Origin of the sequence: Virgibacillus sp. Bac332 (assembly GCF_003667785.1) — a bacterium.
In the GTDB taxonomy this organism is placed as follows: Bacteria; Bacillota; Bacilli; order Bacillales; family Amphibacillaceae; genus Virgibacillus; species Virgibacillus salarius.
In genome coordinates this window covers 3,055,810-3,077,681 of sequence record NZ_CP033046.1, presented here as the reverse complement: position 1 = coordinate 3,077,681, position 21,872 = coordinate 3,055,810, and the positions used below count along the sequence as shown (strand labels likewise).

The 21,872-nt window shown below is 36.5% G+C and carries 23 protein-coding genes; 1 reads left to right on the top strand and 22 read right to left on the bottom strand.

The genetic code is table 11. The features are described 5' to 3' along the window. Window positions 1-15: 15 nt before the first annotated feature. The 19 genes from D9782_RS14640 to D9782_RS14550 all read right to left on the bottom strand — a co-directional run bounded on the left by D9782_RS14640 (window position 16) and on the right by D9782_RS14550 (window position 17,963). Window positions 16-453, bottom strand: coding sequence for a peptidylprolyl isomerase (locus D9782_RS14640; RefSeq protein ID WP_026681062.1), 438 nt, complete (start codon window positions 451-453; stop codon window positions 16-18). Between the two features lie 85 nt (window positions 454-538). Beyond that, a complete protein-coding gene (lysA, locus tag D9782_RS14635; protein ID WP_121605080.1) occupies window positions 539-1,846 on the bottom strand; it encodes a diaminopimelate decarboxylase in 1,308 nt (435 codons plus the stop codon). A gap of 210 nt (window positions 1,847-2,056) precedes the next feature. Next, window positions 2,057-3,535, bottom strand: a complete 1,479-nt coding sequence (locus tag D9782_RS14630) for a spore germination protein (RefSeq protein ID WP_121605079.1) — start codon at window positions 3,533-3,535, stop codon at window positions 2,057-2,059. A gap of 18 nt (window positions 3,536-3,553) precedes the next feature. Then, complete coding sequence (locus D9782_RS14625; protein WP_121605078.1) at window positions 3,554-3,982, bottom strand: stage V sporulation protein AB; 429 nt, start codon at window positions 3,980-3,982, stop codon at window positions 3,554-3,556. After that, a complete protein-coding gene (locus tag D9782_RS14620) occupies window positions 3,963-4,580 on the bottom strand; it encodes a stage V sporulation protein AA (RefSeq protein WP_026681064.1) in 618 nt (205 codons plus the stop codon). The genes D9782_RS14625 and D9782_RS14620 overlap by 20 nt, the downstream gene beginning before the upstream one ends. A 365-nt stretch (window positions 4,581-4,945) precedes the next feature. Further along, window positions 4,946-5,701: an RNA polymerase sporulation sigma factor SigF gene (gene sigF / locus D9782_RS14615; RefSeq protein ID WP_026681065.1), complete on the bottom strand. Its 756-nt coding sequence runs from the start codon at window positions 5,699-5,701 to the stop codon at window positions 4,946-4,948. Window positions 5,702-5,716: 15 nt separating this feature from the next. Beyond that, on the bottom strand, window positions 5,717-6,157 hold the full coding sequence (spoIIAB, locus tag D9782_RS14610) for an anti-sigma F factor (RefSeq protein ID WP_026681066.1): 441 nt from the start codon (window positions 6,155-6,157) through the stop codon (window positions 5,717-5,719). After that, window positions 6,154-6,507, bottom strand: a complete 354-nt coding sequence (gene spoIIAA, locus D9782_RS14605; protein WP_026681067.1) for an anti-sigma F factor antagonist — start codon at window positions 6,505-6,507, stop codon at window positions 6,154-6,156. The genes spoIIAB and spoIIAA overlap by 4 nt, the downstream gene beginning before the upstream one ends. Before the next feature lie 110 nt (window positions 6,508-6,617). Further along, window positions 6,618-7,790: a D-alanyl-D-alanine carboxypeptidase family protein gene (locus D9782_RS14600; protein WP_121605077.1), complete on the bottom strand. Its 1,173-nt coding sequence runs from the start codon at window positions 7,788-7,790 to the stop codon at window positions 6,618-6,620. Between the two features lie 611 nt (window positions 7,791-8,401). Continuing rightward, window positions 8,402-9,706: a pyrimidine-nucleoside phosphorylase gene (locus D9782_RS14595; RefSeq protein WP_026681069.1), complete on the bottom strand. Its 1,305-nt coding sequence runs from the start codon at window positions 9,704-9,706 to the stop codon at window positions 8,402-8,404. Window positions 9,707-9,719: 13 nt separating this feature from the next. Continuing rightward, window positions 9,720-10,547, bottom strand: a complete 828-nt coding sequence (locus D9782_RS14590) for a purine-nucleoside phosphorylase (protein ID WP_026681070.1) — start codon at window positions 10,545-10,547, stop codon at window positions 9,720-9,722. 1 nt (window position 10,548) lies between these two features. Continuing rightward, on the bottom strand, window positions 10,549-11,742 hold the full coding sequence (deoB, locus tag D9782_RS14585; RefSeq protein ID WP_121605076.1) for a phosphopentomutase: 1,194 nt from the start codon (window positions 11,740-11,742) through the stop codon (window positions 10,549-10,551). A 410-nt stretch (window positions 11,743-12,152) separates the two neighbouring features. After that, window positions 12,153-13,436 (bottom strand): IS110 family RNA-guided transposase, encoded by a 1,284-nt coding sequence (locus D9782_RS14580; protein WP_121604937.1) that lies wholly within the window; start codon window positions 13,434-13,436, stop codon window positions 12,153-12,155. A 200-nt stretch (window positions 13,437-13,636) separates the two neighbouring features. Further along, window positions 13,637-14,530: a site-specific tyrosine recombinase XerD gene (xerD, locus tag D9782_RS14575; protein WP_026681072.1), complete on the bottom strand. Its 894-nt coding sequence runs from the start codon at window positions 14,528-14,530 to the stop codon at window positions 13,637-13,639. A 3-nt stretch (window positions 14,531-14,533) separates the two neighbouring features. Further along, window positions 14,534-14,740 carry a YqzK family protein gene (locus D9782_RS14570; protein ID WP_026681073.1) on the bottom strand — a complete coding sequence of 69 codons (207 nt, stop codon included), beginning with the start codon at window positions 14,738-14,740 and terminating at the stop codon, window positions 14,534-14,536. 210 nt (window positions 14,741-14,950) lie between these two features. Further along, window positions 14,951-15,409, bottom strand: a complete 459-nt coding sequence (locus D9782_RS14565) for a ferric iron uptake transcriptional regulator (protein ID WP_026681074.1) — start codon at window positions 15,407-15,409, stop codon at window positions 14,951-14,953. A gap of 111 nt (window positions 15,410-15,520) precedes the next feature. Then, window positions 15,521-16,156 (bottom strand): stage II sporulation protein M, encoded by a 636-nt coding sequence (spoIIM, locus tag D9782_RS14560; RefSeq protein ID WP_026681075.1) that lies wholly within the window; start codon window positions 16,154-16,156, stop codon window positions 15,521-15,523. A 91-nt stretch (window positions 16,157-16,247) separates the two neighbouring features. Then, window positions 16,248-17,417 carry an endonuclease Q family protein gene (locus D9782_RS14555; protein WP_121605075.1) on the bottom strand — a complete coding sequence of 390 codons (1,170 nt, stop codon included), beginning with the start codon at window positions 17,415-17,417 and terminating at the stop codon, window positions 16,248-16,250. Further along, window positions 17,418-17,963: an NUDIX hydrolase gene (locus D9782_RS14550; protein WP_026681077.1), complete on the bottom strand. Its 546-nt coding sequence runs from the start codon at window positions 17,961-17,963 to the stop codon at window positions 17,418-17,420. Window positions 17,964-18,099: 136 nt separating this feature from the next. Here D9782_RS14550 and D9782_RS14545 point away from each other — a divergent pair, with 136 nt between their 5' ends. Beyond that, window positions 18,100-19,011, top strand: a complete 912-nt coding sequence (locus D9782_RS14545; protein WP_121605074.1) for an aldo/keto reductase — start codon at window positions 18,100-18,102, stop codon at window positions 19,009-19,011. 735 nt (window positions 19,012-19,746) lie between these two features. On the opposite strand, the gene D9782_RS14540 is transcribed toward D9782_RS14545, so the two are convergent. The 3 genes from D9782_RS14540 to D9782_RS14530 are packed head-to-tail and all read right to left on the bottom strand — an operon-like array spanning window position 19,747 to window position 21,856. After that, the gene (locus D9782_RS14540; protein ID WP_226983510.1) at window positions 19,747-20,082 is read right to left on the bottom strand and encodes an iron-sulfur cluster biosynthesis family protein; all 336 of its coding nucleotides are present in this window, start codon (window positions 20,080-20,082) and stop codon (window positions 19,747-19,749) included. Window positions 20,083-20,100: 18 nt separating this feature from the next. After that, on the bottom strand, window positions 20,101-20,898 hold the full coding sequence (locus D9782_RS14535; RefSeq protein WP_121605890.1) for an SDR family NAD(P)-dependent oxidoreductase: 798 nt from the start codon (window positions 20,896-20,898) through the stop codon (window positions 20,101-20,103). Then, window positions 20,888-21,856 (bottom strand): MBL fold metallo-hydrolase, encoded by a 969-nt coding sequence (locus tag D9782_RS14530; protein ID WP_026681081.1) that lies wholly within the window; start codon window positions 21,854-21,856, stop codon window positions 20,888-20,890. Before D9782_RS14530 ends, D9782_RS14535 begins: the two co-directional genes overlap by 11 nt. Window positions 21,857-21,872 lie beyond the last annotated feature (16 nt).

The following is a 21,872-nucleotide window of genomic DNA, read 5'->3' as shown; positions in this document are numbered from 1 at the left end:
TTAGGAAAAACAAACCTATTCGCTGTACACTTTTACTTCCTTCATCACATCGCCATTTTGCATTGATTTAGCAAATTCAATACCAGATGTCACTTGTCCAAAAACGGTATGAACCCCGTTAAGATGTGGTTGTGGCTCATGTACAATGAAAAATTGACAGCTTCCTGTATCTTTGCCAGCATGAGCCATTGATAGTGATCCTTCTAAATGTTTATGTGGATTACCTTCTGTTTCACACTTAATCGTATATCCTGCTGAACCAGTTCCGTTACCATTTGGGCAGCCTCCTTGACTTACGAAACCTGGAATTACACGATGAAATGTTAAACCATTATAAAATCCATCATTCACCAATTTTTCAAAGTTAGCAACTGTATTTGGTGCTGCGTCTTCATATAAATCAAATTCAATTTTATTATTATTTTCCATTACAATATATCCTTTTTTAGCCATGTTTAAGTCTCCTTTTCTATTTTCAACTATCGTACATTTTATCACTTAATTTAACGAAAGAAAAGAATTGTTGTTGACATCAGTACTATTCGTAACTTAAATCGTGACTAATAATATCTTGATAGCTCTCACGTTTAACAACTAATTTATCTTGGCTATCCTCTACAAAAACGACAGCTGGTTTAGCAAAACGATTATAGTGATTTGCCATCGAATATCCATACGCACCAGTTGAAAAAACAGCGAGAATATCGCCATGATCTACTTTCGGAAGAGGAAGATCCCAAATTAACATGTCGCCTGATTCACAACATTTACCAGCGATTGATACTTCGCTGATTGGAGGAGCACTGGCTTTATTTGCTATTACAGCCTCGTATTTAGCTTGGTATAACGCTGGCCTTAAGTTATCTGTCATACCGCCATCGACAGATACATAATTTCTAATACCAGGGATATGTTTAATAGCACCTACTGTATATAGTGTTAGTCCTGCATTTCCAGCAATAGCTCTTCCTGGCTCTAACCATATTTCAGGCATTGGTATTGCTAGCATTTGTACATGTTTTTTGACTTCTGTCACCAGTTCTTTAACATAGATATCATAAGAAATTGGCGATTCTTCTGAAGTATAGCGAATTCCATAACCTCCACCTAGATTTAATACTTCAGGTATGAATCCATACGTATTCTTCCAGTTTTTAAGTTCTTGGAATAATACCTCTGTAGCGATCAAGAAACGATCTGTTTCGAAGATTTGTGATCCTATGTGGCAATGTAATCCTTTAAACTTAATAAATTCATGATTCCACAATAATTTAAAGGCTTCTTCAGCTTGGCCGTTATTCAGATTAAAGCCGAATTTTGAATCTTCATTACCAGTCATTATGTATTGATGCGTCTTCGACTCTATTCCAGGTGTAACACGCATTAAAACATCCATTTGCTTGTTATATTCCTTTAATAATCTTCCAATAAGCTCAATTTCTCGAAAATTATCAACCACTATACAACCAATATCGTTTTCAATTGCCATGCGCAGCTCATTCAAACTTTTATTATTTCCATGGAGATGGATTTTTTCAGTTGGAAATTCTGCTTGCAGCGCTGTGTACAATTCGCCCTCAGAAACCACATCTAAACACATGTTCTCCTGTTTCATTATTTGTAACATAGCAATACTTGAAAAAGCTTTACTTGCATAGGCAACTTTAGCTGTAACCTCCATTTTATCAAAGGTCTCGATAAATGCTTTGCAATTGTTACGTATTATATTTACATCATAGACATATAGTGGTGTGCCATACTTTTGTGCAAGTTCGACAGCATCTGCCCCACCTATAACTAGATGCCCTTTGTCGTTTACCTCAAATGGATGGTTATCAATAATCATTGTGAAAGTCCTCCATAATGGTTTTCTGAATTTATAATTAAAAACTTTATCATAATAAAATATAAATGAAAAGAGGATGGCTCAAAAGTATATTATTCACATCATAATTCGAACGATTAAAACTAGTCTCACTATAACTCTAAAAGAAAAATAATGGGTGAAATCATTGGTTGATGACTTTACCCACTATCATTAGTATGTTTATTTGTTCTATTTTTTTGAGGGTTGACGGTAATTATTTTTCGGGTGGACAATACTAGGTCGACTATTTGTAAACGGCATAGGGATTCGCACAATCGTATGTAGCATGGCTTTTGCATTAAATGGCATAAACGGCCATAAATAAGGTGTTTTTAAGGATTTTAAGCTTGCTAATACGATGAGGTGAACCAAGAATAACCCAATAAACCCATAAAGTCCAAACATGCCGGTAATAATAACAAACAGGATGTTAACAATTTTATTCGAGATACTAAGCTCATAACTTGGTGTTACATAAGATCCAATTGCGCTTATAGAGACATAGAGGATTACTTCCGGACTAAACATTCCCACATCAATAGCAATTTGTCCAATCAATACAGCAGCAATCAATCCCATCGAGGTTGAAAGCGGATTTGGCGTATGGATTGCTGCCATTCGTAAAAATTCAATTCCGACCATCGCCATTACAATTTGAACCGGAATAGATATATTACCGTCTTCATTTGGCCCGATAAAAGCCAACTCTTTTGGTAATAGCTCCGGCTCCATTACAAATAATAACCATAATGGTAACAAGTACATGGAAGCAAAAACTGCAAAAAATCGAATCCAACGCACAAACGTTCCGATGGCTGGTGTTTGTCGATATTCTTCAGCATGCTGTAAATGATGAAAAAAAGTCGTTGGTAATATGATCACACTGGGCGATGTATCAACCGTAATTAATACATGACCTTCCAGTAGGTGATTAGCTGCTACGTCCGGTCTTTCTGTATAACGAACGAGTGGGTATGGTATCCATTTACGATTTATGATAAATTCATCAATTGTTTTATCTGCCATCGAGATACCATCAATTTCAATTGCCTCAATTCGTTCTTTTATAAGATGTATTAATCCTTCATCCGCAACGTCCTGAATATAACTAAGACATACGTCTGTTTTTGATCGCTCACCCACTTTTAACATTTCATTCCGTAGTCTAGCATCTCGAATCCTTCTTCTAGTCAAAGCAGTATTTTCAATAATGTTTTCCGTGTATCCATCACGTGAACCACGAACAACACGTTCTGTATCAGGTTCTTCTGGGGTTCTTCCCGGATAATTCCTAACGTCAACAATAAATGCGTAATCCTCACCATCTACAAACACAACAATGAGTCCTGATAGCATTTGATCCACTGCTTCATCCATTGTTTTTGCTTGATTCACCTGTTGATGGAGTAAACGATTTTCTATAATCTCTGGTAGCTTTTTGCTATTTGACTCATGATCATTTAAATTCACTAATTCTTTTATTAAATCTTGAATGATGATGGAATCACATAAACCAGTTACATAATATATTTGTACCTTTCTTTTCAAAAGTACAATTTCACGAAACCCCAGATCAAACGATACACCGATACCAAGTCGTTTTTTTAAATAGTTTTCTGTATCCTTTATTTTTGGAGAGATTGGTATTTTCTTATCTTTATTATTCATCATGTATCGCCTCGATTCTTATTGTTTTACAAAATAAACCCATTGAAATATCGATCCAGCTATTTTACCAAACACAATTGCCATTAATAGCCACATTGTGTGCTTTTCAATACCTATTCGTTTATATAGTATTGGGAATACATTTAAAACCTCGGTTAATGCTGCAGCAAGCATTCCGTTAAATATTCCTTGTAATATACCCCAGATCATAATAAATACAAAGGAGTAATTCCAGGTAATATTAGTGAATGACAAAAACGTACCAAAAAGTGACCCAAGCAAAATACATGCCGCATAAATATTAAGAAATGGTTCTGTTTTACTCAGTTGAATAAGCCGAGGAACAATACCTAAGACAGTAATAAATGCTACATAACCACCCCCAACAGCAAGACCACCAGCAAAGCCAATAATTAATTCGATGAGGCTATTTAGGAGGGGGGGCATCGTTTAATTTATTCTCATAATGAATCACATAATTATCGAGATCCTGCTGATAGTTATAAATTTCTACTTCTAAGGGGCTGGGCTCTTCATTAAACCGTTTATTAAACCAATGGTTAAAGAACAATAACATGCCAATACCTAATCCAAACGAATAGGGAATTTGAAGCCATAATGGAAATTCTTTTTCTTGACCTGTTAGTAAGTAATGAATTTTTTGGTGAACTTCCTGCATACTCACATCATAATGGAAATTCATAATCGTCATCGCTGTCCCAACGAATAAAAGAATCCAAACACCAATTGCAATCATTACGGATGGTGACTTCTTTTTCTCTTGGATACGTATTATGGTTTGCGGTGGTCCGATTAGTTGGAATTCCAGGTTGGTGAAATCATGATTTAAATGCTCTATAATTAAAAAGCTGTCAAGGATTACAATGTTTTTATCTTTTTTTGTTATTCGATAAATAGGTAAATTTTCCAGCTTTTCTTTCTCTGACGCATTAGTCGAAAGATATGCAATATCTTTAAGCTTTAATTCTTGATAACCTATTATCTCCATATTTTTTTTCATTCGTAAATATACCTGTTCTGCCATAAAATCATCCCTTATTGCGTTAATCTATAGCTAGTATTTGTCATTATTGCAATAATTATCACGAAGAATTACTAATACAGGTTTGGACATCGCTAAATCGAATATATGTAAAAACGAATAATAATTCTAAGCTAATTATACTTACGGGAAAGGTTTCAGGAAGAACATAATCAGCTATGATTAACTGACCAATATACATTCCTCTTTTAATAAAATAAACGATAAAAACCGAACTAATATCCGGATATTAACTTCGTATAATCGGATTATCGTTCGGTTTTTACAAATATTAATTTCTTTTGAACTTGTAGAGATAAACAGCATTATTTTTTCTGTATTTTCGTACTTACGAATGTTTTTCCATTTTATGAATCAATATTTACTTTCATCTCATGTAAAATCTTTTTCTCCAGCCTAGATACTTGAACTTGCGATATCCCAAGTCGATCTGCTACTTCTGATTGTGTCTGATCTTTATAATATCTCAAGTAAACAATTAATCTTTCTCTTTCACTCAACCCCCTAATAGCTTCTTGCAGGGTTAGTTTTTCGAACCATTTTGAATCCTGATCTGATATTTGATCTAGTAGAGTAATTGGATCTCCATCATTTTCAAATACTGTTTCATGAATAGACTGTGGTGATTTTCCAGCTTCTTGAGCGTGAACAACATCTTCAGAAGAAATTTCTAACGCATCTGCAATCTCGTTCACGGTTGGTGATCTGCCTAGTTGTTTTGTTAATTCATCTTTCTTTTTACGGATTCTATTACCTGTCTCTTTAAGAGAACGACTAACTTTGACAGTACCGTCATCTCGAATAAACCGTTGGATTTCACCGATTATCATTGGTACTGCATAAGTTGAAAAGCGTACATCATACGAAAGATCAAACTTATCTATTGATTTTATTAAACCAATACTTCCAATTTGAAATAAATCATCGGGGTCATATCCTCTATTTATAAATCGTTGTACAACGGACCATACGAGACGGATATTTTTTTCTACTAATATATCTCGTGCTGCTTTATCTCCCTTTTGACTTTTGTCGATTAGTCCTTTTACTTCTTCATCCGTCAAGGTCTCGTTTCTGTTATCACCTTTTACGTTAACATTCATAGGCAGAACCTTTCACTATGAACACACCGTTTTGCTTTTCGTAAGCTGCTTAGTCATGTGTACGGTTGTTCCTTTATCAGGTATGGATATGACCTCAACAGTATCCATAAAATTCTCAATAATCGTAAAGCCCATCCCCGATCTTTCTAATTCTGGCTTGGAAGTATAAAGCGGCTGGCGCGCCTCGTCCACATCGCTAATTCCAATTCCCTCGTCCTTTATCGTTAATTCCACTTCACCATCTATTAATGCACAGGTAATATATACTTGATGATGTGCTTCATTATTATAACCATGAATGATGCAGTTTGTGACAGCTTCAGAAACTACAGTTTTTATTTCTGTTAGCTCGTCCATCGTTGGGTCAACCTGACTGACAAAAGCAGCGACGGTAACTCTAGCAAATGATTCATTTTCGCTAATACTAGCAAATTGCACTGCCATTTCATTTTTCATGATGCCACCCCCAAAGTCTCTAATGCAAATGCTTCATTCTCCTCAAGACGAACAATTTTAAATAATCCTGACATTTCAAATAAACGTTTAACCGGCGGAGAAATAGAACATACGACCATTTCTCCACCAAGTTGTAATACTTCCTTATATCTGCCTAACACAACACCTAACCCTGAGCTATCCATAAAAGTCATTGCTTCAAGATTTAATAACACATGCTTTACATCATTTTTGTACATAATCTCTTTCCACTCATTTCGTAATAACTCTGCTTCATGATGATCTAATTCACCAGAGAGTCTGACGATCAAGACATCTTCTTTAATAGCAAATGTTGAACTAAGACCCATAGTCTTTCCTCCTTTTTATACAAAAACTGTATTTATTTCATTTCTTGATTTGATGGGTCGATTCCTGCTACATGACAAAAGAAGAACTTATTCGGTTAAAATAGTATGTTTTATTCATTTTTCGCCATTCTTTGCAAGGTTCTCTTTAACAAAGTAAAGTACGATGCTTCATCTATTGTTTCTTTGATCGTTAAATCTGTTCGAGAGATAATTTCATCTCCATTTTTAACTATTAACTCGCCTACTTTATCCCCTCTAAAAATCGGCAGAGATAATGCATGGTGAACGTTAACTTCGGTTGCTATATCGTCCATTGATTCACCTTTTTTATGAAGTGTACTAATAGATTCGGATGCCACAACATCTGTTATTGTTTTATCAGCCTTCAACAGCTTAAGATCGGTTATTTTATCGCCCTTCTCAAATAATTTATTGGTTTGATAATGATTAAATGCAAAATCCAACATTCCTGAAACAGCAGCGTTCCGTTCTTTTGTTGTTTTTGCCCCCATAACAACGGCAATGACTCGCATTTCCTCTTTTTCAGCTGTAGCCGTCAGACAATACTTCGCTTCATTTGTATAACCAGTTTTTAGGCCATCAACACCTGGATAGAATTTCACTAGTTTATTTGTATTAACAAGCCAAAATTCATTATCCTGCCCCTTACGTAAATAATCTTCATAAATGGATGTATAGTCTGTAATGGATTCATACTTTAATAATTCCTTTGCCATTATTGACATATCATAAGATGTACTATAATGATCCTCGGCAGGTAAACCAGTTGCATTTTGAAATTTCGTGTCCTTTAAATCTAATTCCTTGACCTTATCATTCATCTTTTTGACAAATGCTTTTTCGCTACCAGCAATTCTTTCAGCTAGTGCTACACTAGCATCATTTCCAGATGCTACAGCTACGCCCTTAAGTAAATCCTGCACACTCATTTCTTCTCCTGATTCTAAGAAAATTTGAGAACCTCCCATAGACGCAGCGCGATCACTAACGCGTACCGTTTCATCCAGTTTTAATTTTCCCTCATCCAGAGCCTCCATAATTAAAAGCAATGTCATTATTTTCGTCATACTTGCAGGTGGTAATTTCTCATGTGCATTTTTATCGAATAAAACCTCACCTGTGTCTCTCTCCATTAGAATTGCCGATTTAGTATTCTCTGCAAGCTTTTCCGTGTCAGAACCCGCTTCCTCTGCAAAAACAGGTGAGCTTAGATGAATTAACAACGTGATAACCATACTAACAACCAAAAGACCTCTTTTCATCCTTATACCCTCCAATAAAGTGAATCCTTTTTCAGAAGGAAGTTATCTTATTTTCACTTCTGAAATCATGCGAACAAAGGTAGCAAACGCTAAGTCTTGAACATGAAAAGATCGATGTTCAGAAACCTTTATGCCAAACGTCTATTTACAGATATTCTGTAAACAAACAATTCGTTTTTTACAGGCCGTCCTTTCTCGGTAAGTGTATTGTTAATTCGAGCGTTAGGATCCTGTCTACCTAAAATAAACTATATACATTCAGCATAACCAATTGCAGTTCCCAATATACGTTTATTCATGAGTAAAGATCGTTAAAAATGATCACTGTAACAAGAACAAAAGCGGAAGCGCCCGTCTAGAAGCGTAGCGACTGGAGCGAGTCAATGGAGATAAAGGAATAACGGTGTGCTTGCGAGCCGATGATGACTTAGATTAGGGCGATTCGTGAAGTCGCCTCGTTTCTGAAGGCTGGTGCTGAACGCAGCTCGTCCATATTGATCCACATGCGCTAATTTTATAATTTCCTATACTCAAATAAAATCTCTCTGTTCGTCACATTTACAAACAGAGAGATTACATGTTTAGATCTATTAATTTAGCGGCAAATTATTTTATTTAGTAACTGTGTCATATATTAACGTAGGTGCATCTATTATCTCTTCAGAAATGGTTATGCTTGCATATAGTTTTTCTTTCACTTCATCTACATTTTCAGAATTGGAATGAATGGTTAATAAAGACTCACCAGCTTCAACCTTGTCTCCAATTTTTTTATGCAATACTAGTCCAACAGCAAGGTCAATTTCTGATTCTTTTGTAGCTCTTCCAGCACCTAACATCATTGCTGCAGTACCAATATCATCAGCAATGATTTCGGCAACTGTTCCTCCCTTTTTGGCCGGCAGGTCTACTTTAAAGGAAGCTTGAGGCAGCAAATGTGGCTGATCTACAACTGTTGCATCTCCACCTTGTGAAGATAGAAATGTTTTGAATTGATTTAATGCCTTACCATTATGCAGATTTTCTTGAAGTTTTGCTCTGGCTTCTTCTAGGGTTTCGGCTTTCTCAGCTAAAACAACCATTTGACTTCCTAATGTTAAACAAAGCTCCGTAAGATCTTTTGGCCCTTTGCCTTGTAATGTGTCAATAGCCTCATTAATTTCTAGTGCATTACCAATTGCATTTCCTAACGGCTGGCTCATGTCAGAAATTACTGCCATCGTATTTCTTCCAACTTTATTTCCAATGGTTACCATTGCTTTTGCTAATGCCTTGGCATCATTTAGTTCTTTCATAAAGGCACCTGCGCCAGTTTTTACATCTAGAACGATGGCATCAGCGCCTGAAGCAATTTTCTTACTCATGATGGAGCTAGCAATTAGTGGTATTGAATTGACTGTTGCAGTAACGTCTCTTAATCCATATAATTTTTTGTCAGCAGGAGTTAAGTTCCCAGATTGGCCCACTACAGCTACCTTGTTTTTATTGACAAGCTCAATAAATTCATCGTTAGTTATTTCTACATGAAATCCAGGAACGGCTTCTAGTTTATCAATTGTTCCACCAGTGTGACCTAAGCCCCTTCCACTCATTTTAGCAACTGGGACGCCTAAAGAGGCCACCAATGGTGCTAAAATTAATGTAGTCGTATCACCAACACCACCAGTTGAATGCTTATCTACTTTAATCCCATCAATTTCAGATAAATCGATTTGATCGCCAGATTCTACCATCGCTTTGGTAATTTGCGCACGTTCATCATCCGTCATATCTTGAAAATAAATAGCCATTAACAATGCACTAGCCTGATAATCTGGAATGTTACCATTGGTATAGCCATCTATAAAATAGTTAATTTCTTCTGTTGTTAAGGCTTGACCATTGCGTTTTTTCTCAATAATGTCATACATTCTCATTTTTTATCACCTTTTAATCATTTTGGGGTAATGTTTCTATTACTTTTTTCACAAATGTTAAGAAGGATTCTCTTACTTGCTCTGTTGTTTCTATTACTTCATGATGCGTTAAAGGCTGATCTAAGATTCCCGCAGCCATGTTAGAAATACAAGAGATTCCTAACACACGAATACCTGCATGTCCAGCTACAGTCACTTCAGGAACCGTAGACATACCGACTGCATCCCCACCTAACGTACGAAGCATACGTACTTCTGCTGGTGTTTCATAAGCTGGGCCAGTATTTCCTACATATACACCTTTTTGTACATGTAATTGAATGTCTTTTGCGCATGCCTCCGCGTGTGCAATTAGCGATTTATCATAGACATTGGACATATCTGGAAAACGGACTCCTAAATGTTCATCATTCTTACCAATGAGCGGACTATCTCCCATATTATTGATATGATCGGAAATTAACATCAAATCACCAGGCTTGAAATCTTCATTTATACCGCCAGCTGCGTTTGTAACAATAATAGATTCAATACCTAGTTCTTTCATTACCCGAACTGGAAAAGTTACTTGTTGCATTGTGTAACCCTCATAATAGTGAAAACGTCCTTGCATGGCAATAACTTGCTTTCCTTTTAATGTTCCCGCAACTAGCTGTCCCTTATGACCAGCAACAGTGGATTCTGGAAAATCAGGAATATCCTTATATGGAATAGTAATTGGGCTTTCTATTTCCTCTGCCAGTACTCCTAGTCCAGAGCCAAGAATCAAACCAATCTCTGGTTTCTTATCTAGCTTCTGCTGCAAAAATTCACTTGCTTCTCGAACTGCGCTATAATTCATTTTATAAATCCCCCTTAGGTTTAATATCCTTTAGAAAGCTTATTCCATACGTAGGCATGTTCACCTCAAAATTATCAGCAATTGTAGCTCCTATATCTGCAAATGTCTGACGTAATGGTAATTCTTTTCCTTCGACAATACCTTTATGATGTACCAACAAAGGAACAAATTCCCGAGTATGGTCCGTACCGTGATGTATAGGGTCATTTCCATGATCAGCTGTAATAATTAATAAATCATCATCCTTCATTTCTGCAAGAACTTCAGGCAGTCTAGCATCGTAGGCCTCCAACGCTTCTCCATAACCTTGAGGATCTCTACGATGACCATATTTTGCATCAAAGTCAACTAAATTTAAGAAGCTAATTCCAGTAAAATCCATCTTCATTGATGCAACTAACTGTGTCATCCCATCATCGTTATCCTCCGTTCGAATCGCTTCAGTGACTCCCTCACCATCATAAATATCTGAAATCTTCCCTAGAGCAATAACATCATAATTATTTTCTTCTAATTCATTCATGACAGTTTTCCCAAAAGGTTTGAGTGCATAATCATGTCGATTAGAGGTCCTCTCAAACGCCCCTGGTTTCCCAATAAATGGGCGAGCAATCACCCGACCGACCATATACTTCTCATCTAACGTTAGTTCTCTCGCAATTTCGCATATACGATATTGCTCTTCAATGGGAATAACATCCTCATGGGCAGCTATTTGCAATACAGAGTCAGCAGAGGTATATACAATTAAGGAGCCTGTTTCCATATGCTCAGCGCCTAATTCTTTAATGATTTCTGTACCTGAAGCTGGTTTATTACCAATAACTTTCCGCCCAGCCTTTTCCTCTAGCTCTTCAATTAATTCTTCAGGGAATCCTTCAGGGAACGTTCTGAAAGGCTGTTCGATATGCAAGCCCATAATTTCCCAATGACCAGTCATCGTATCTTTTCCGTTGGAGGCTTCCTGCATCTTTGTATAATGTGCTTTCGGTGAATCCGCTTTATCAATTCCTGCAATTGGTCGAATATTGCTTAAACCCAACCTTCCCATATTTGGCATATGTAGACCTTTCATATGCGACGCAATATGGCCAAGTGTATCAGCGCCTTTATCATTAAATTTATCAGCATCAGATGCTTCTCCAATTCCCACTGAGTCCAATACAATTAAAAATACACGCTTGAAATTTTTCATGGTATATCCCTCCCTCTATATACTTTAATTATCTTCAAAATACTCTTGTTTTCTTAGAATTAATCAAGCACCATTTCATTGAATGTATTGATGGATAAAGCGTTTAATCAGAGTACAGAATATTCTAACCGGGTTTTATCCATCCTAACAGCCAAATTGTGTACATTTGGTTGAAAAGGGATATAACCATGCCCTCATTCTCCACACCGCTTATGGTCGCTCACCCTCCCATGTATCACGGGATTTTAATCCATACATTCCTTCGTCCTGCGTATCCACAAGGTGGAGGTCGGAAAAAGCTCCTATGCTGGGTCTGGTGCCCGAATGGAATAAATAATCTCCGACTCTGCATTATTGGTGTTTGTTCATTCCAAAACTTAGATGCATTTTTTCAACTACTTTGAAATAGCTTAAACTGCCTGCAATTCTTTCATTTGAGTTAAACCTTGTAATAGCTTGCTACCTTCAAATTCACATTGTTTTCTGCCAATCACAAACAGTACACGTAGTAATTTGCCGCACATTGCAATCAATGACTGTTGTTTCTTCAACGGGTTGACGGATCGGGTCGTGTAATATCTGTGCAGGGTCTTGAACGTCGAGTTACTGGCTACTAATGGCCTAACGGCCAGATATAAAGCTTTTCTCAGCTTTTTCCGCCCTCGTTTTGTTATCCTTGTTTGTCCCTTGAACTTCCCTGAACTATGTTCTCGTAACGACAAACCTGCCATATTGACCAGCTGTTGTGGATGGTCATATTTTTTGAGGTCTCCGACCTCAGAGAGAAAGGTGGCTATGGTGATTGACCCCAGCCCTTTAATATTCATCATTTCCTGGGCGCCTGGAATGTCTTTCATGAGATCTGTAATTTCCATGTCCAGTTCGGTTAATTGGCTCTGATAGAGCTCGTATTGGTCTAAGAGACTGTGTATTTCTTTTCTTGCGAAACGCAATCCAACTTCAATGCCGACACTCTTCCTTGCCTTCTCAATGAACTGAGTTGCACGCTTGATTCCGACGCCTCGCTTAATTGTCGTTTTCCATTGTGCTAATACTTCCTCCGGAGTCACGCCTCGGAGGTCGGATGGAAACGGAAAGTTACGTAAGCTGAATAAAGCTGTCTTGCCTTCCCAGTCTTTGAATACATCATTAAACTCTGGGAAATATCGCTGAATATGGTTTTGAATGCGTCCTTCAATGATAATCAGCTGTTTGACGAGTTGATCTCGTAATTTGATCCCTTCCCGCAGTTCGGCATAAATGCCATCGAGAAGATTTGGTACGGAGTATCGTCCGTCTTTTATCAGCTGTGCAATGACACGCGCATCCTTGGTGTCATTTTTCGTTGGTGAGTTATCATCGAGTTCTTTGGACTTTTTCACGTGCATAGGGTTTACCAGCACAAAGTTAATATCTTTTGCTTTCAGATAATAAGCAAGGCTCAGCCAAAAGTGTCCTGTTGGCTCTGCACCGATGATTAATTCACTTTTACGGTGTTCTTTTTGAAGTCTGGAGACCCAGTTTAAAAGCTGTTCAAAGCCATGAACGCGATTGTCGAAGATCAGTCGTTTTCCAAATTCAAACCCTCGGTCATCCTGCGCACGTGCCACGTGTTTGTTTTTAGCGATGTCGATTCCTACAATTAATGTTTCTGGTGTGATTTGCGATAGTTTGTGATTTTGATTATAATTCATAGTGAGACCTCTCCTTGGTATTTATTAATTTCGGGGTCAATGCGCATTGACACCCTGTACTATACCAAGGGGGCTCTTTTTTGTTCAACCCTCAAATTTCTTCATTACAGGAATGCTCCTAAATATTATATTCCCACGATAGCCATGAAGTATGTCTATAATTCGTTGTAGGATGTCAGACGACTTAAAAAAATAAAAAGCTATGCTCTTGGATGATAGTTCATATATATATCTTTTAATCTAGCTTTCGTAACATGTGTATAAATTTGGGTTGTAGATATATCAACATGTCCAAGCATTTCTTGAACTAAACGCAAATCTGCACCATTCTCAAGTAAATGAGTTGCAAATGAATGCCTTAATGTATGCGGTGTAATTTTCTTATGAATTCCTGCTTCAAGCGCTGCTTTTTTTAATATTTTCCAAAATCCTTGGCGTGTCAACGGTTTACCGTGCTGATTGACAAATAAAATATTACTATCTCCTTGGCGTTTAATTAACTTACCGCGGGCTTGCTGCAAATAGTTTTCCACTGCCTGGATAGCAACATTACCTAGAGGAACGATCCGTTCCTTCGCTCCTTTTCCAAAGCACTGTACAAACCCCATGGTTAAATGAAGATCAGATATTTTTAAATGGATCATTTCACTTACTCGAAGACCTGTAGCATATAGTAGTTCTAACATTGCTTTATTACGTATATGTAATGCAGTATCTGAAGGTAAACTTAATAATGCTTCTATTTCTTGGATCGATAATACATCTGGAAGCTTTCGTTCCTTCTTAGGTGTTTCAATATGTAAGCTAGCATCATGTGTTACGACTTGCTCCCGAATTAAAAATTGATGAAATGCACGAATAGATGAAATATGACGCGCAATTGTCGCAGAGGATTTCCCATCGTCTTTTAACACATAAAGAAAATTGGTAATATCATTTCTTGTAACTTGTTCCCAGTTAGCTTTGTTTACAGAGGTTTTAATAAAATCTATATATGCTGTTAAGTCACGTCGATAAGAAGTTAATGTATTATCTGATAATCCTCTTTCAATTAATAAATAGTGATAAAAATCCTCTGCAATATCTGAAATCATCTTTTACTCTCCTAGCCGGAAAAATAAGTTCAATCGATCAAAAAAAGTTGGTTCTTCATTAAATACTTTTACTGCTGGTCCCTCTGGTGGATCATATCGATGATATTGTTCATATTCTGCATGCATTATTCGTAAACCAAAATAAAATAAAAATGTACACGCAATAAAGATGACGAACACCTTTACCATATCCCACAGTATTCTTTTCATTTATTGTGCTCCTCTAATCATAATATATCCTATTAAAAGATATGCCAGAAAAGAAGAACAATATACATAATACTATCATTCAAATGGGAAAAAATCTGTAATTACAATGTACCGCTTTTAACTTGGTTTGTAAATTATTTTCTTTTAAATAAAAAAAGGCTGCTAGTAAGTATTGGAAACGCTAACTAGCAAAACTTGCATGGTAACTAGCTAACTAGAAGCGTTCATAGTAACAGCCTGACATTGTTTACAGATGCCATGAAAAGTTAAACGATGGTCTTTTACTTGAAATCCCCATTCATTTTGAACAATTTTCTCCACATCTTCGAGTAAATCATCTTCGATTTCTTCTACTGAACCACATTCCGTACATACCAAATGATGATGAAAATGTTTAGCTCCTTCTTTACGAAGATCATAGCGTGATACACCATCACCAAAATTTATTTTATCCACAATCTTTAGTTCTGATAATAATTCTAATGTACGATATACTGTAGCTAAACCAATTTCTGGAGCTTTTTCCTTAACAAGCAGGTATACATCTTCTGCACTTAAATGATCGTCTTCCCTTTCCAGCAAGACTCTAACAGTCGCTTCTCGTTGAGGAGTAAGCTTATAGCTTTGCGAATGCAGTTGTTTTTTTATCCGATCAATTCGATGTTCCATGACAGGTTCCCTCCCTCATATCCCACCTTTATTATATGCACCGATTAAAAGTGTGTCAAAATAAAATATTATTATTTTATATTTATAATAATTATAGTTTAAGTTTGATTATTAGTAAAATGATCGGATTAACATTTGCATTGCTTCATTGGAAACAAAAGATTCTAGTAAAGCAGCTATACAAGAGAAGGCGACTAGAAATGAAAATAATGTTACATATTTACCAAATGGCTGGAATACAGGTTGTGCCATTTTTCTTGTAAATAATTTACTCAATAAGGTCAATGAGAAAATCATGGATAAACTTCCGGCGGTAATATAAATAGGAATAATTAACATATTTTGTGGTGCAATCGACAGTGCCGCCAATAATAATCCATCAAAACCAAGCTGATTGACAATAAACCCTACAGAAAATCCCACTACAAGCCCTTTAATAAAAATTAACACCCAAACCAATGGCAAGCCAATTACTGAAAGTCCTAATATAAATAATAGTAGCAAATATTTAGTATGGTACAAGAAGCTACTTTTAAAAATATCCATGCGTTCCATTTCTTGATTATCAGCAATTTGTCCAAAAAATCGTTCTAAATAAAAGAATAGATCCTGTTTTTGAATAAAATTCATACTATTAACGAGGATAGCTCCAAATATAATCCCTGTTAGAAATAAAATAACCATAAAAAGATAAATCGTGGCATGTTCTTTTACATGAGTCGTTAGAAGTGTTTTATTTTTGTACATTGGAATCCTCCATTCAATATACTGCTATACTAAAAACTATGAAGAATTCCAATTAAAAATACCAAGTTTTCTATTATCCTACTAGATGAATTTAGGTTAATTTAATCGTACCGTATCTACCTCCACCGCCTTCGATAATCTTTAGCTTGCCTTGACGCATCTGAATAATTGCATGAGCTAAATCGCTTGGAATCACCGAGGTTAATTCCTCGAAAGTTGCGTGATGAATCACTTGCATTTCCGTATCAAACGCAGTTAACAGTTTTTCATACGTTCTCTTTCCCAATTTAGGAAGATACTCTAATGGAGCTTGGTACGTATATGGTGGCCTATCATTAGTAGGAGCACTTATGTCTTTTAATTCTAAGATTCTATCCGACACACCTTTAATAAGTTTGTTCGAAAAACAATGAGGACAGTTTTGAACATTTAACGAAACGACCGAAAAGCATTGATTACACACCGTTTTATGATATTTACCTAGTCGCGGATTCATACCGTAGTTATGGGCAATTTTTCTGTTCTGCTGTTGGTGCAGTGCCAAATACAATTCGTTAAATGAAGGCTCCATCATACATATTATTTGATATTCTCTTGCTATTTTTGCTAAGGAGTGTGCATCAGAGTTAGAAAGAAACGTATAATCATGTAGTTCTTGAATTTGATCTGCCATATGAGTATCCGAACTTAGACCTAATTCTATTCCATCAATCAAATCACGATCAAATACCTCTGATAATGTTTGCTCCACACCTTTCCCATACAAGCTTTTAAATGGCGTAAACACATGAGCTGGAATAAATATTCCTTTTAGCTGCTTTACTTTATATTGCAGCTCTTTTCCTGTACCGTAATACCTCTGAGAACTTAGACCAATGTTCTTCATTCGCTGACGTAGCCATGCAGAAAATTGTTGCATGTATTGCAAGGTTGGAAAATAACAAAGTACATGAATCGGGCCCTGACAAGCTTCATCATAGACTTCGATTTCTGAACCGAGAATTAAAGTAACTTTTTCAAACCGAATGCCTCCATCAACCAATTCATATGCTTTGCCTTCTTCAATTAATTCCATAATCTCCTGTTGTACAGCGGGCGCCTGACAATCTATAACACCTATTAAATCCATACCTTTATTACGACTGGATTCCTCTAACACACTCGTTAGCGTTAAATTTTTTGAAGCGGTAATTTTGACGGGATGATCGTACTTATCTCGGCCAATATGAATGTGTAAATCAGAAAAATACGGCTTAAGCAATTATTTCATCCCCAGTGCATGTAAATATAAGATTGCGTAATTTGTTTTGGCATCATGAATCTCTTCCTGTTCCACTAGTTGCTTTGCTTCTTCAAGTGTTAACTTTCTAATACTAATAAATTCATCTTCATCGCCCGCTATTGGTTGATCAACTAACTCTAACGTATCTGTGATATAAATATACATTCGTTCATTCGCAAACCCTGGCGAAGTATAAAAGGAAGTAACAAAAGAAAGATCTTTCGTTGTGTAGCCTGTCTCTTCTTCTAATTCTCTAATCGCTGTTTCTTCGGGATCTTCTCCAACTTCTAACTTTCCTGCTGGTATCTCAATTAACGATTTTTCTAGTGGCTTACGATATTGTTCAACAAATACAATTTTATTATCCTTCGTTATTGGTATTATTGCCACAGCACCAGGATGATCTATGATTTCACGTTTTGCCGTCTTACCGTCAGGCAATACAACATCATCCACTTTTAAATGTACAACTTTCCCATCATAAATAACTTCCGAACTAATTGTCTTTTCTTCAAATTTCTTCATTACTATCACCCTTCAACCAAATTTCTGTTTCTATTCTAGCATATTTATACTGCGGTCATTTCAATTAATTGTTTTACCAATTACTTCAATTTACAATAAACATATACCATAAACATTGGAATGGAGGCTAGCTAAAATGAAAAAAAATCAGATTGGAAGTTCAGACATATATATTTCTCAACTTACGCTGGGGTGTATGTCACTTGGAAAAGACACTGCTAAAGCAAAAAGCATGATTGATATGGCATTAGAGCATGGAATCAATCATTTAGATACAGCTGATTTATATGATTTTGGAGATAATGAAGAAATTGTTGGATCGGCTATTAAACACAGACGAGAAGATGTAGTGCTTACAACAAAAGTCGGAAATCATTTTAATAGAGAGACGAGAAAATGGTATTGGGACCCTTCGAAAGAACACATCCAACAAGGTGTTAAAGCCAGTCTAAAACGCTTGAATACGGACTATATCGATTTTTATATGCTACATGGTGGGACAATTGACGATCCAATTGATGAAACAATAGAAGCTTTTGAAATACTTAAAAAAGAAGGTTTAATCCGAGCATACGGTATATCTTCTATTCGCCCAAACGTTATTCGAGAATATGTAAAACGCTCTGCAATGGATGGTATAATGATGCAATACAATTTATTGGATCGCCGACCAGAAGAAGAAATACTTGACCTTTTAGATGAAAATAACATTAGCGTTCTAGCTCGTGGTCCATTAGCAAAAGGAATATTAAGTAATCAAGCAGCGAAGCAAATCGCCGCTAAAGGAGAAACAGGATATTTAGATTATTCCTATAAAGAATTACAATCTATAAATGACGAGCTAACCAAACTTAGCTCTAATAAAAATGAGCTATCTTTCCGCTATATACTAAAGCATCCGGCTGTTGCTAGTGTAGTTTTCGGAGCTAGCTCAATTGATCAATTAAAAGAAAATATCAACGGCGACTTTAACAAAGAATTACAGGATGATACGTATCATAACCTAAAAAAAATCACTAAACCAGTTACTTATCAAGCACATAGATAAGAGGTTTCCTTGGTTCGTGTTAGCAAATAGAGTTAAAAACACTCGTACTAGTTACGTAGACGTGTCCACCCACCTGTCATCTGTTAGGATTCATGGACCCATTGGATGTCTTCCTTTCGATAGGGAGCCTCACCATTTCAAATAAAGTGAAACTTCAATCTGTAGGGTCTTACTGCTGTTGTATGTGGATCAATAGAAACAAAAGCGCAAGCGCCTAAATAGAAACGTAGCGACTGGAGCGAGTCAACGGAGATAAAGGAATTCACGGTGTGCTGGCGAGCCGATGATGACTTAGATTAGGGCGGTCGCCTTCCTGGGCGCTGGAGCTGGAATCGGCTCAACACGCCCATAATTATCCGTATGGGCAAACTCTATAATTTCTTAGAGTATGATAAAAGAAGCTGAGACAAAAGAATGAAGAAATAATTGAAAACGAACGATAATTAGGTTTAACTTAATTATCGTTCGTTTATTGATCAGAACAATTCATTTAGCACCTGAAATAAGCGAGACTCTGGCGGGAACTGCACGAGTCTGAAGATTCACGTGGTAACGTGTTTTTCTTTACCAAGTTAGCTGAGGCCTTGCCCGCGGAAAACGATTATAGTTTCACGGTGCGGCGATGATAACATGATTATTCGTATTTTGAGTAAAGAAGTTGTGTTTTGTCCCAACCTCTTTCTTTATCTAAAATTCCTTTGTATCGACCTTTGAAAAGGTGAATAAAGCTTTCCTTTATTTAATAATGTCCTCTGGGGAAATAAACAGATTAAGAATTCCTTCAGGACTCGATAGACGAAACATTCCTTTGTTATAATCTAACCTCATCTTTTTCGCAAAAAATATGGCTTGTTGGTTTTCAACATATACCGTAAAATCTTTGTTTTTTATTTGTTGATAGTTGGTTTTCTGTTGATCTGTAAAGCGTAACGTCGGAATTCCGTTCACACCACAGCCACAGCCTTCTATATCATACCAAAATAACAAATAAGGATCGTGTTGCTTCTCTAACTCTGCTAATTTGTCTTTTGCTTTTTGCGATATATTAAGCTCAATTTCATTGTTCTTCATCTTTACGTCAACCCTCAATTATTTTTTGGCAAACTGCTTTTTTAATACTCGTTCCATAGGTCCAGGAAGCACCTGATATAATCTGCTTCCTGCATCCATCCACCATGGTAAATTGATTTCTCGTTTCTTTACAAACAAATAACGAATGATTTTTTGTGCCACCTGATCTGGATCAAGCATATATTTTTGAACGTTCTTTTGATAGGTTCCATCTGGATCTGCAGAAAGAAAAAAATTAGTTTGAACAGGTCCTAAATTTACGGCAGTTACTTCTATTTTACTATCCGTTAATTCTTGTCGAAGCCCATTAGTAAAACCCAATACTGCATGCTTGGTTGCACTATAGATCGCTGCCTTTGGCGTAGCAAGCTTTCCAGCTTGTGAAGCGATATTAATGATGTGTGCTTCTCCTTCAAGTGTAGCAAAATAAGGAAGTATCTGCTTTGTTATTTGGATTAGCGCATGAACATTTAATTGAAACATTCGCTCAATATCTTCTTCATTCATGTGCATGACATCTTCAAAAATTCCTATTCCCGCATTATTTATTAGACCTTGGATTTTTTGATGTTCAGTTAAGATATTGGCTATCACTTGTGTACGGTCTTTACGATGCCCTAAGTCCACCTTATAAACATAGCATTCTACAGAAAATTGTTTCTCTATCTGCTCCTTGATCTTTTCTAATTTATTTATAGAACGAGCCAATATAATTGGTATACCACCATTTTTCGCAATGTGCCATGTTAGCCTCTCTCCAATGCCACTTGAAGCTCCAGTAATGATAATCTTTTTACCTGATATCTTAGTTTGCATAATAAATAAGCTTTCCATCCTCCGTTTTTTTAGTAATACGTCCCTCGTTCTCTAAATAATCTAATTGGCCAATTGTTTCAGACATCGTGAGATCGATTTGATTTTTGAATTGCCTTGGAAATATTTGTGTGCATAATTGAAACGGTGTTTGCGGCTGAGTTATTAATAAATCAAAGACCTTATCTGCTCTTTCCTGCTGTTTTTTTAGTCTGTTTTCGATTAAGCTCTTAGGTTTTTGTACCACCTGACCATGTCCTGGTAACACACAGTCCACTCGCAAATCAATACATTTTTGTAAATTACGGCGATATTGAAGCATAGGCTTTGGTCTAAATTCGATCGACTCGCCCGGTGATGGTGGTTCCATAAGTGGATTAGAAGAAATATGCTCTAATATATGATCTCCCCCAACTAGTAGCCGATCGGTTTTACGTAAAAAAGAAAGATGACTTTGCGCATGACCTTTCGTATCAATCACTTGCCAACCTGGATGACCAGGAAGTTCATCTCCTTCATCTATAAAACGGGTTAGTTCACCTTTTCCTACATAATTTAATGGCGCACTCAATTTATTTAAATACGGAAGAAATGTTTCTGGTATGCCAGAAAGCGAAAAATACTTCTCAAAAAATTGCTTATAATGCTGAAGATATAATTCATCACGTTGGATCCATGGATCCACATTAGCATGTGCAATTATACGCTCTGCTCTGGGAAACTGATCAATTAATCCTATATGATCAGGATGATGGTGCGTTAAAATCACTTGTTCAATGTCTTTTGGAAAATAACCCATTCGCTTTAGTTGTTCTTTGAGTGTCTCCCAAGCTTCCTTTGTCTTTACACCTGCATCTATGATAGAAAGCAAATCGCCTTTTAACAGATAGATATGAACATCACCTACTGCAAAAGGGGTGGGTACCGTTATTTGACTAATCGTTTTATCCATTACTTTCATACTTACATTCCTCCAA

What these genes read in the sequence shown, in the direction of transcription:
- D9782_RS14600 (WP_121605077.1), bottom strand. Translation starts at nt 7,790, where the DNA reads ATGAAAAGAGGTCTTTTGGTTGTTAGTATGGTTATCACGTTGTTAATT.
- D9782_RS14535 (WP_121605890.1), bottom strand. Translation starts at nt 20,898, where the DNA reads ATGCAAACTAAGATATCAGGTAAAAAGATTATCATTACTGGAGCTTCA.
- D9782_RS14595 (WP_026681069.1), bottom strand. Translation starts at nt 9,706, where the DNA reads ATGAGAATGTATGACATTATTGAGAAAAAACGCAATGGTCAAGCCTTA.
- D9782_RS14620 (WP_026681064.1), bottom strand. Translation starts at nt 4,580, where the DNA reads ATGGCAGAACAGGTATATTTACGAATGAAAAAAAATATGGAGATAATA.
- spoIIAB (WP_026681066.1), bottom strand. Translation starts at nt 6,157, where the DNA reads ATGAAAAATGAAATGGCAGTGCAATTTGCTAGTATTAGCGAAAATGAA.
- D9782_RS14580 (WP_121604937.1), bottom strand. Translation starts at nt 13,436, where the DNA reads ATGAATTATAATCAAAATCACAAACTATCGCAAATCACACCAGAAACA.
- lysA (WP_121605080.1), bottom strand. Translation starts at nt 1,846, where the DNA reads ATGATTATTGATAACCATCCATTTGAGGTAAACGACAAAGGGCATCTA.
- spoIIAA (WP_026681067.1), bottom strand. Translation starts at nt 6,507, where the DNA reads ATGGGTCTTAGTTCAACATTTGCTATTAAAGAAGATGTCTTGATCGTC.
- deoB (WP_121605076.1), bottom strand. Translation starts at nt 11,742, where the DNA reads ATGAAAAATTTCAAGCGTGTATTTTTAATTGTATTGGACTCAGTGGGA.
- D9782_RS14540 (WP_226983510.1), bottom strand. Translation starts at nt 20,082, where the DNA reads ATGAAGAACAATGAAATTGAGCTTAATATATCGCAAAAAGCAAAAGAC.
- D9782_RS14565 (WP_026681074.1), bottom strand. Translation starts at nt 15,409, where the DNA reads ATGGAACATCGAATTGATCGGATAAAAAAACAACTGCATTCGCAAAGC.
- D9782_RS14640 (WP_026681062.1), bottom strand. Translation starts at nt 453, where the DNA reads ATGGCTAAAAAAGGATATATTGTAATGGAAAATAATAATAAAATTGAA.
- D9782_RS14570 (WP_026681073.1), bottom strand. Translation starts at nt 14,740, where the DNA reads ATGAAAAGAATACTGTGGGATATGGTAAAGGTGTTCGTCATCTTTATT.
- D9782_RS14625 (WP_121605078.1), bottom strand. Translation starts at nt 3,982, where the DNA reads ATGCCCCCCCTCCTAAATAGCCTCATCGAATTAATTATTGGCTTTGCT.
- D9782_RS14550 (WP_026681077.1), bottom strand. Translation starts at nt 17,963, where the DNA reads ATGAAGAAATTTGAAGAAAAGACAATTAGTTCGGAAGTTATTTATGAT.
- spoIIM (WP_026681075.1), bottom strand. Translation starts at nt 16,156, where the DNA reads ATGTACAAAAATAAAACACTTCTAACGACTCATGTAAAAGAACATGCC.
- D9782_RS14630 (WP_121605079.1), bottom strand. Translation starts at nt 3,535, where the DNA reads ATGAATAATAAAGATAAGAAAATACCAATCTCTCCAAAAATAAAGGAT.
- sigF (WP_026681065.1), bottom strand. Translation starts at nt 5,701, where the DNA reads ATGAATGTTAACGTAAAAGGTGATAACAGAAACGAGACCTTGACGGAT.
- D9782_RS14545 (WP_121605074.1), top strand. Translation starts at nt 18,100, where the DNA reads ATGAAAAAAAATCAGATTGGAAGTTCAGACATATATATTTCTCAACTT.
- D9782_RS14530 (WP_026681081.1), bottom strand. Translation starts at nt 21,856, where the DNA reads ATGAAAGTAATGGATAAAACGATTAGTCAAATAACGGTACCCACCCCT.
- xerD (WP_026681072.1), bottom strand. Translation starts at nt 14,530, where the DNA reads ATGATTTCAGATATTGCAGAGGATTTTTATCACTATTTATTAATTGAA.
- D9782_RS14590 (WP_026681070.1), bottom strand. Translation starts at nt 10,547, where the DNA reads ATGAATTATAGCGCAGTTCGAGAAGCAAGTGAATTTTTGCAGCAGAAG.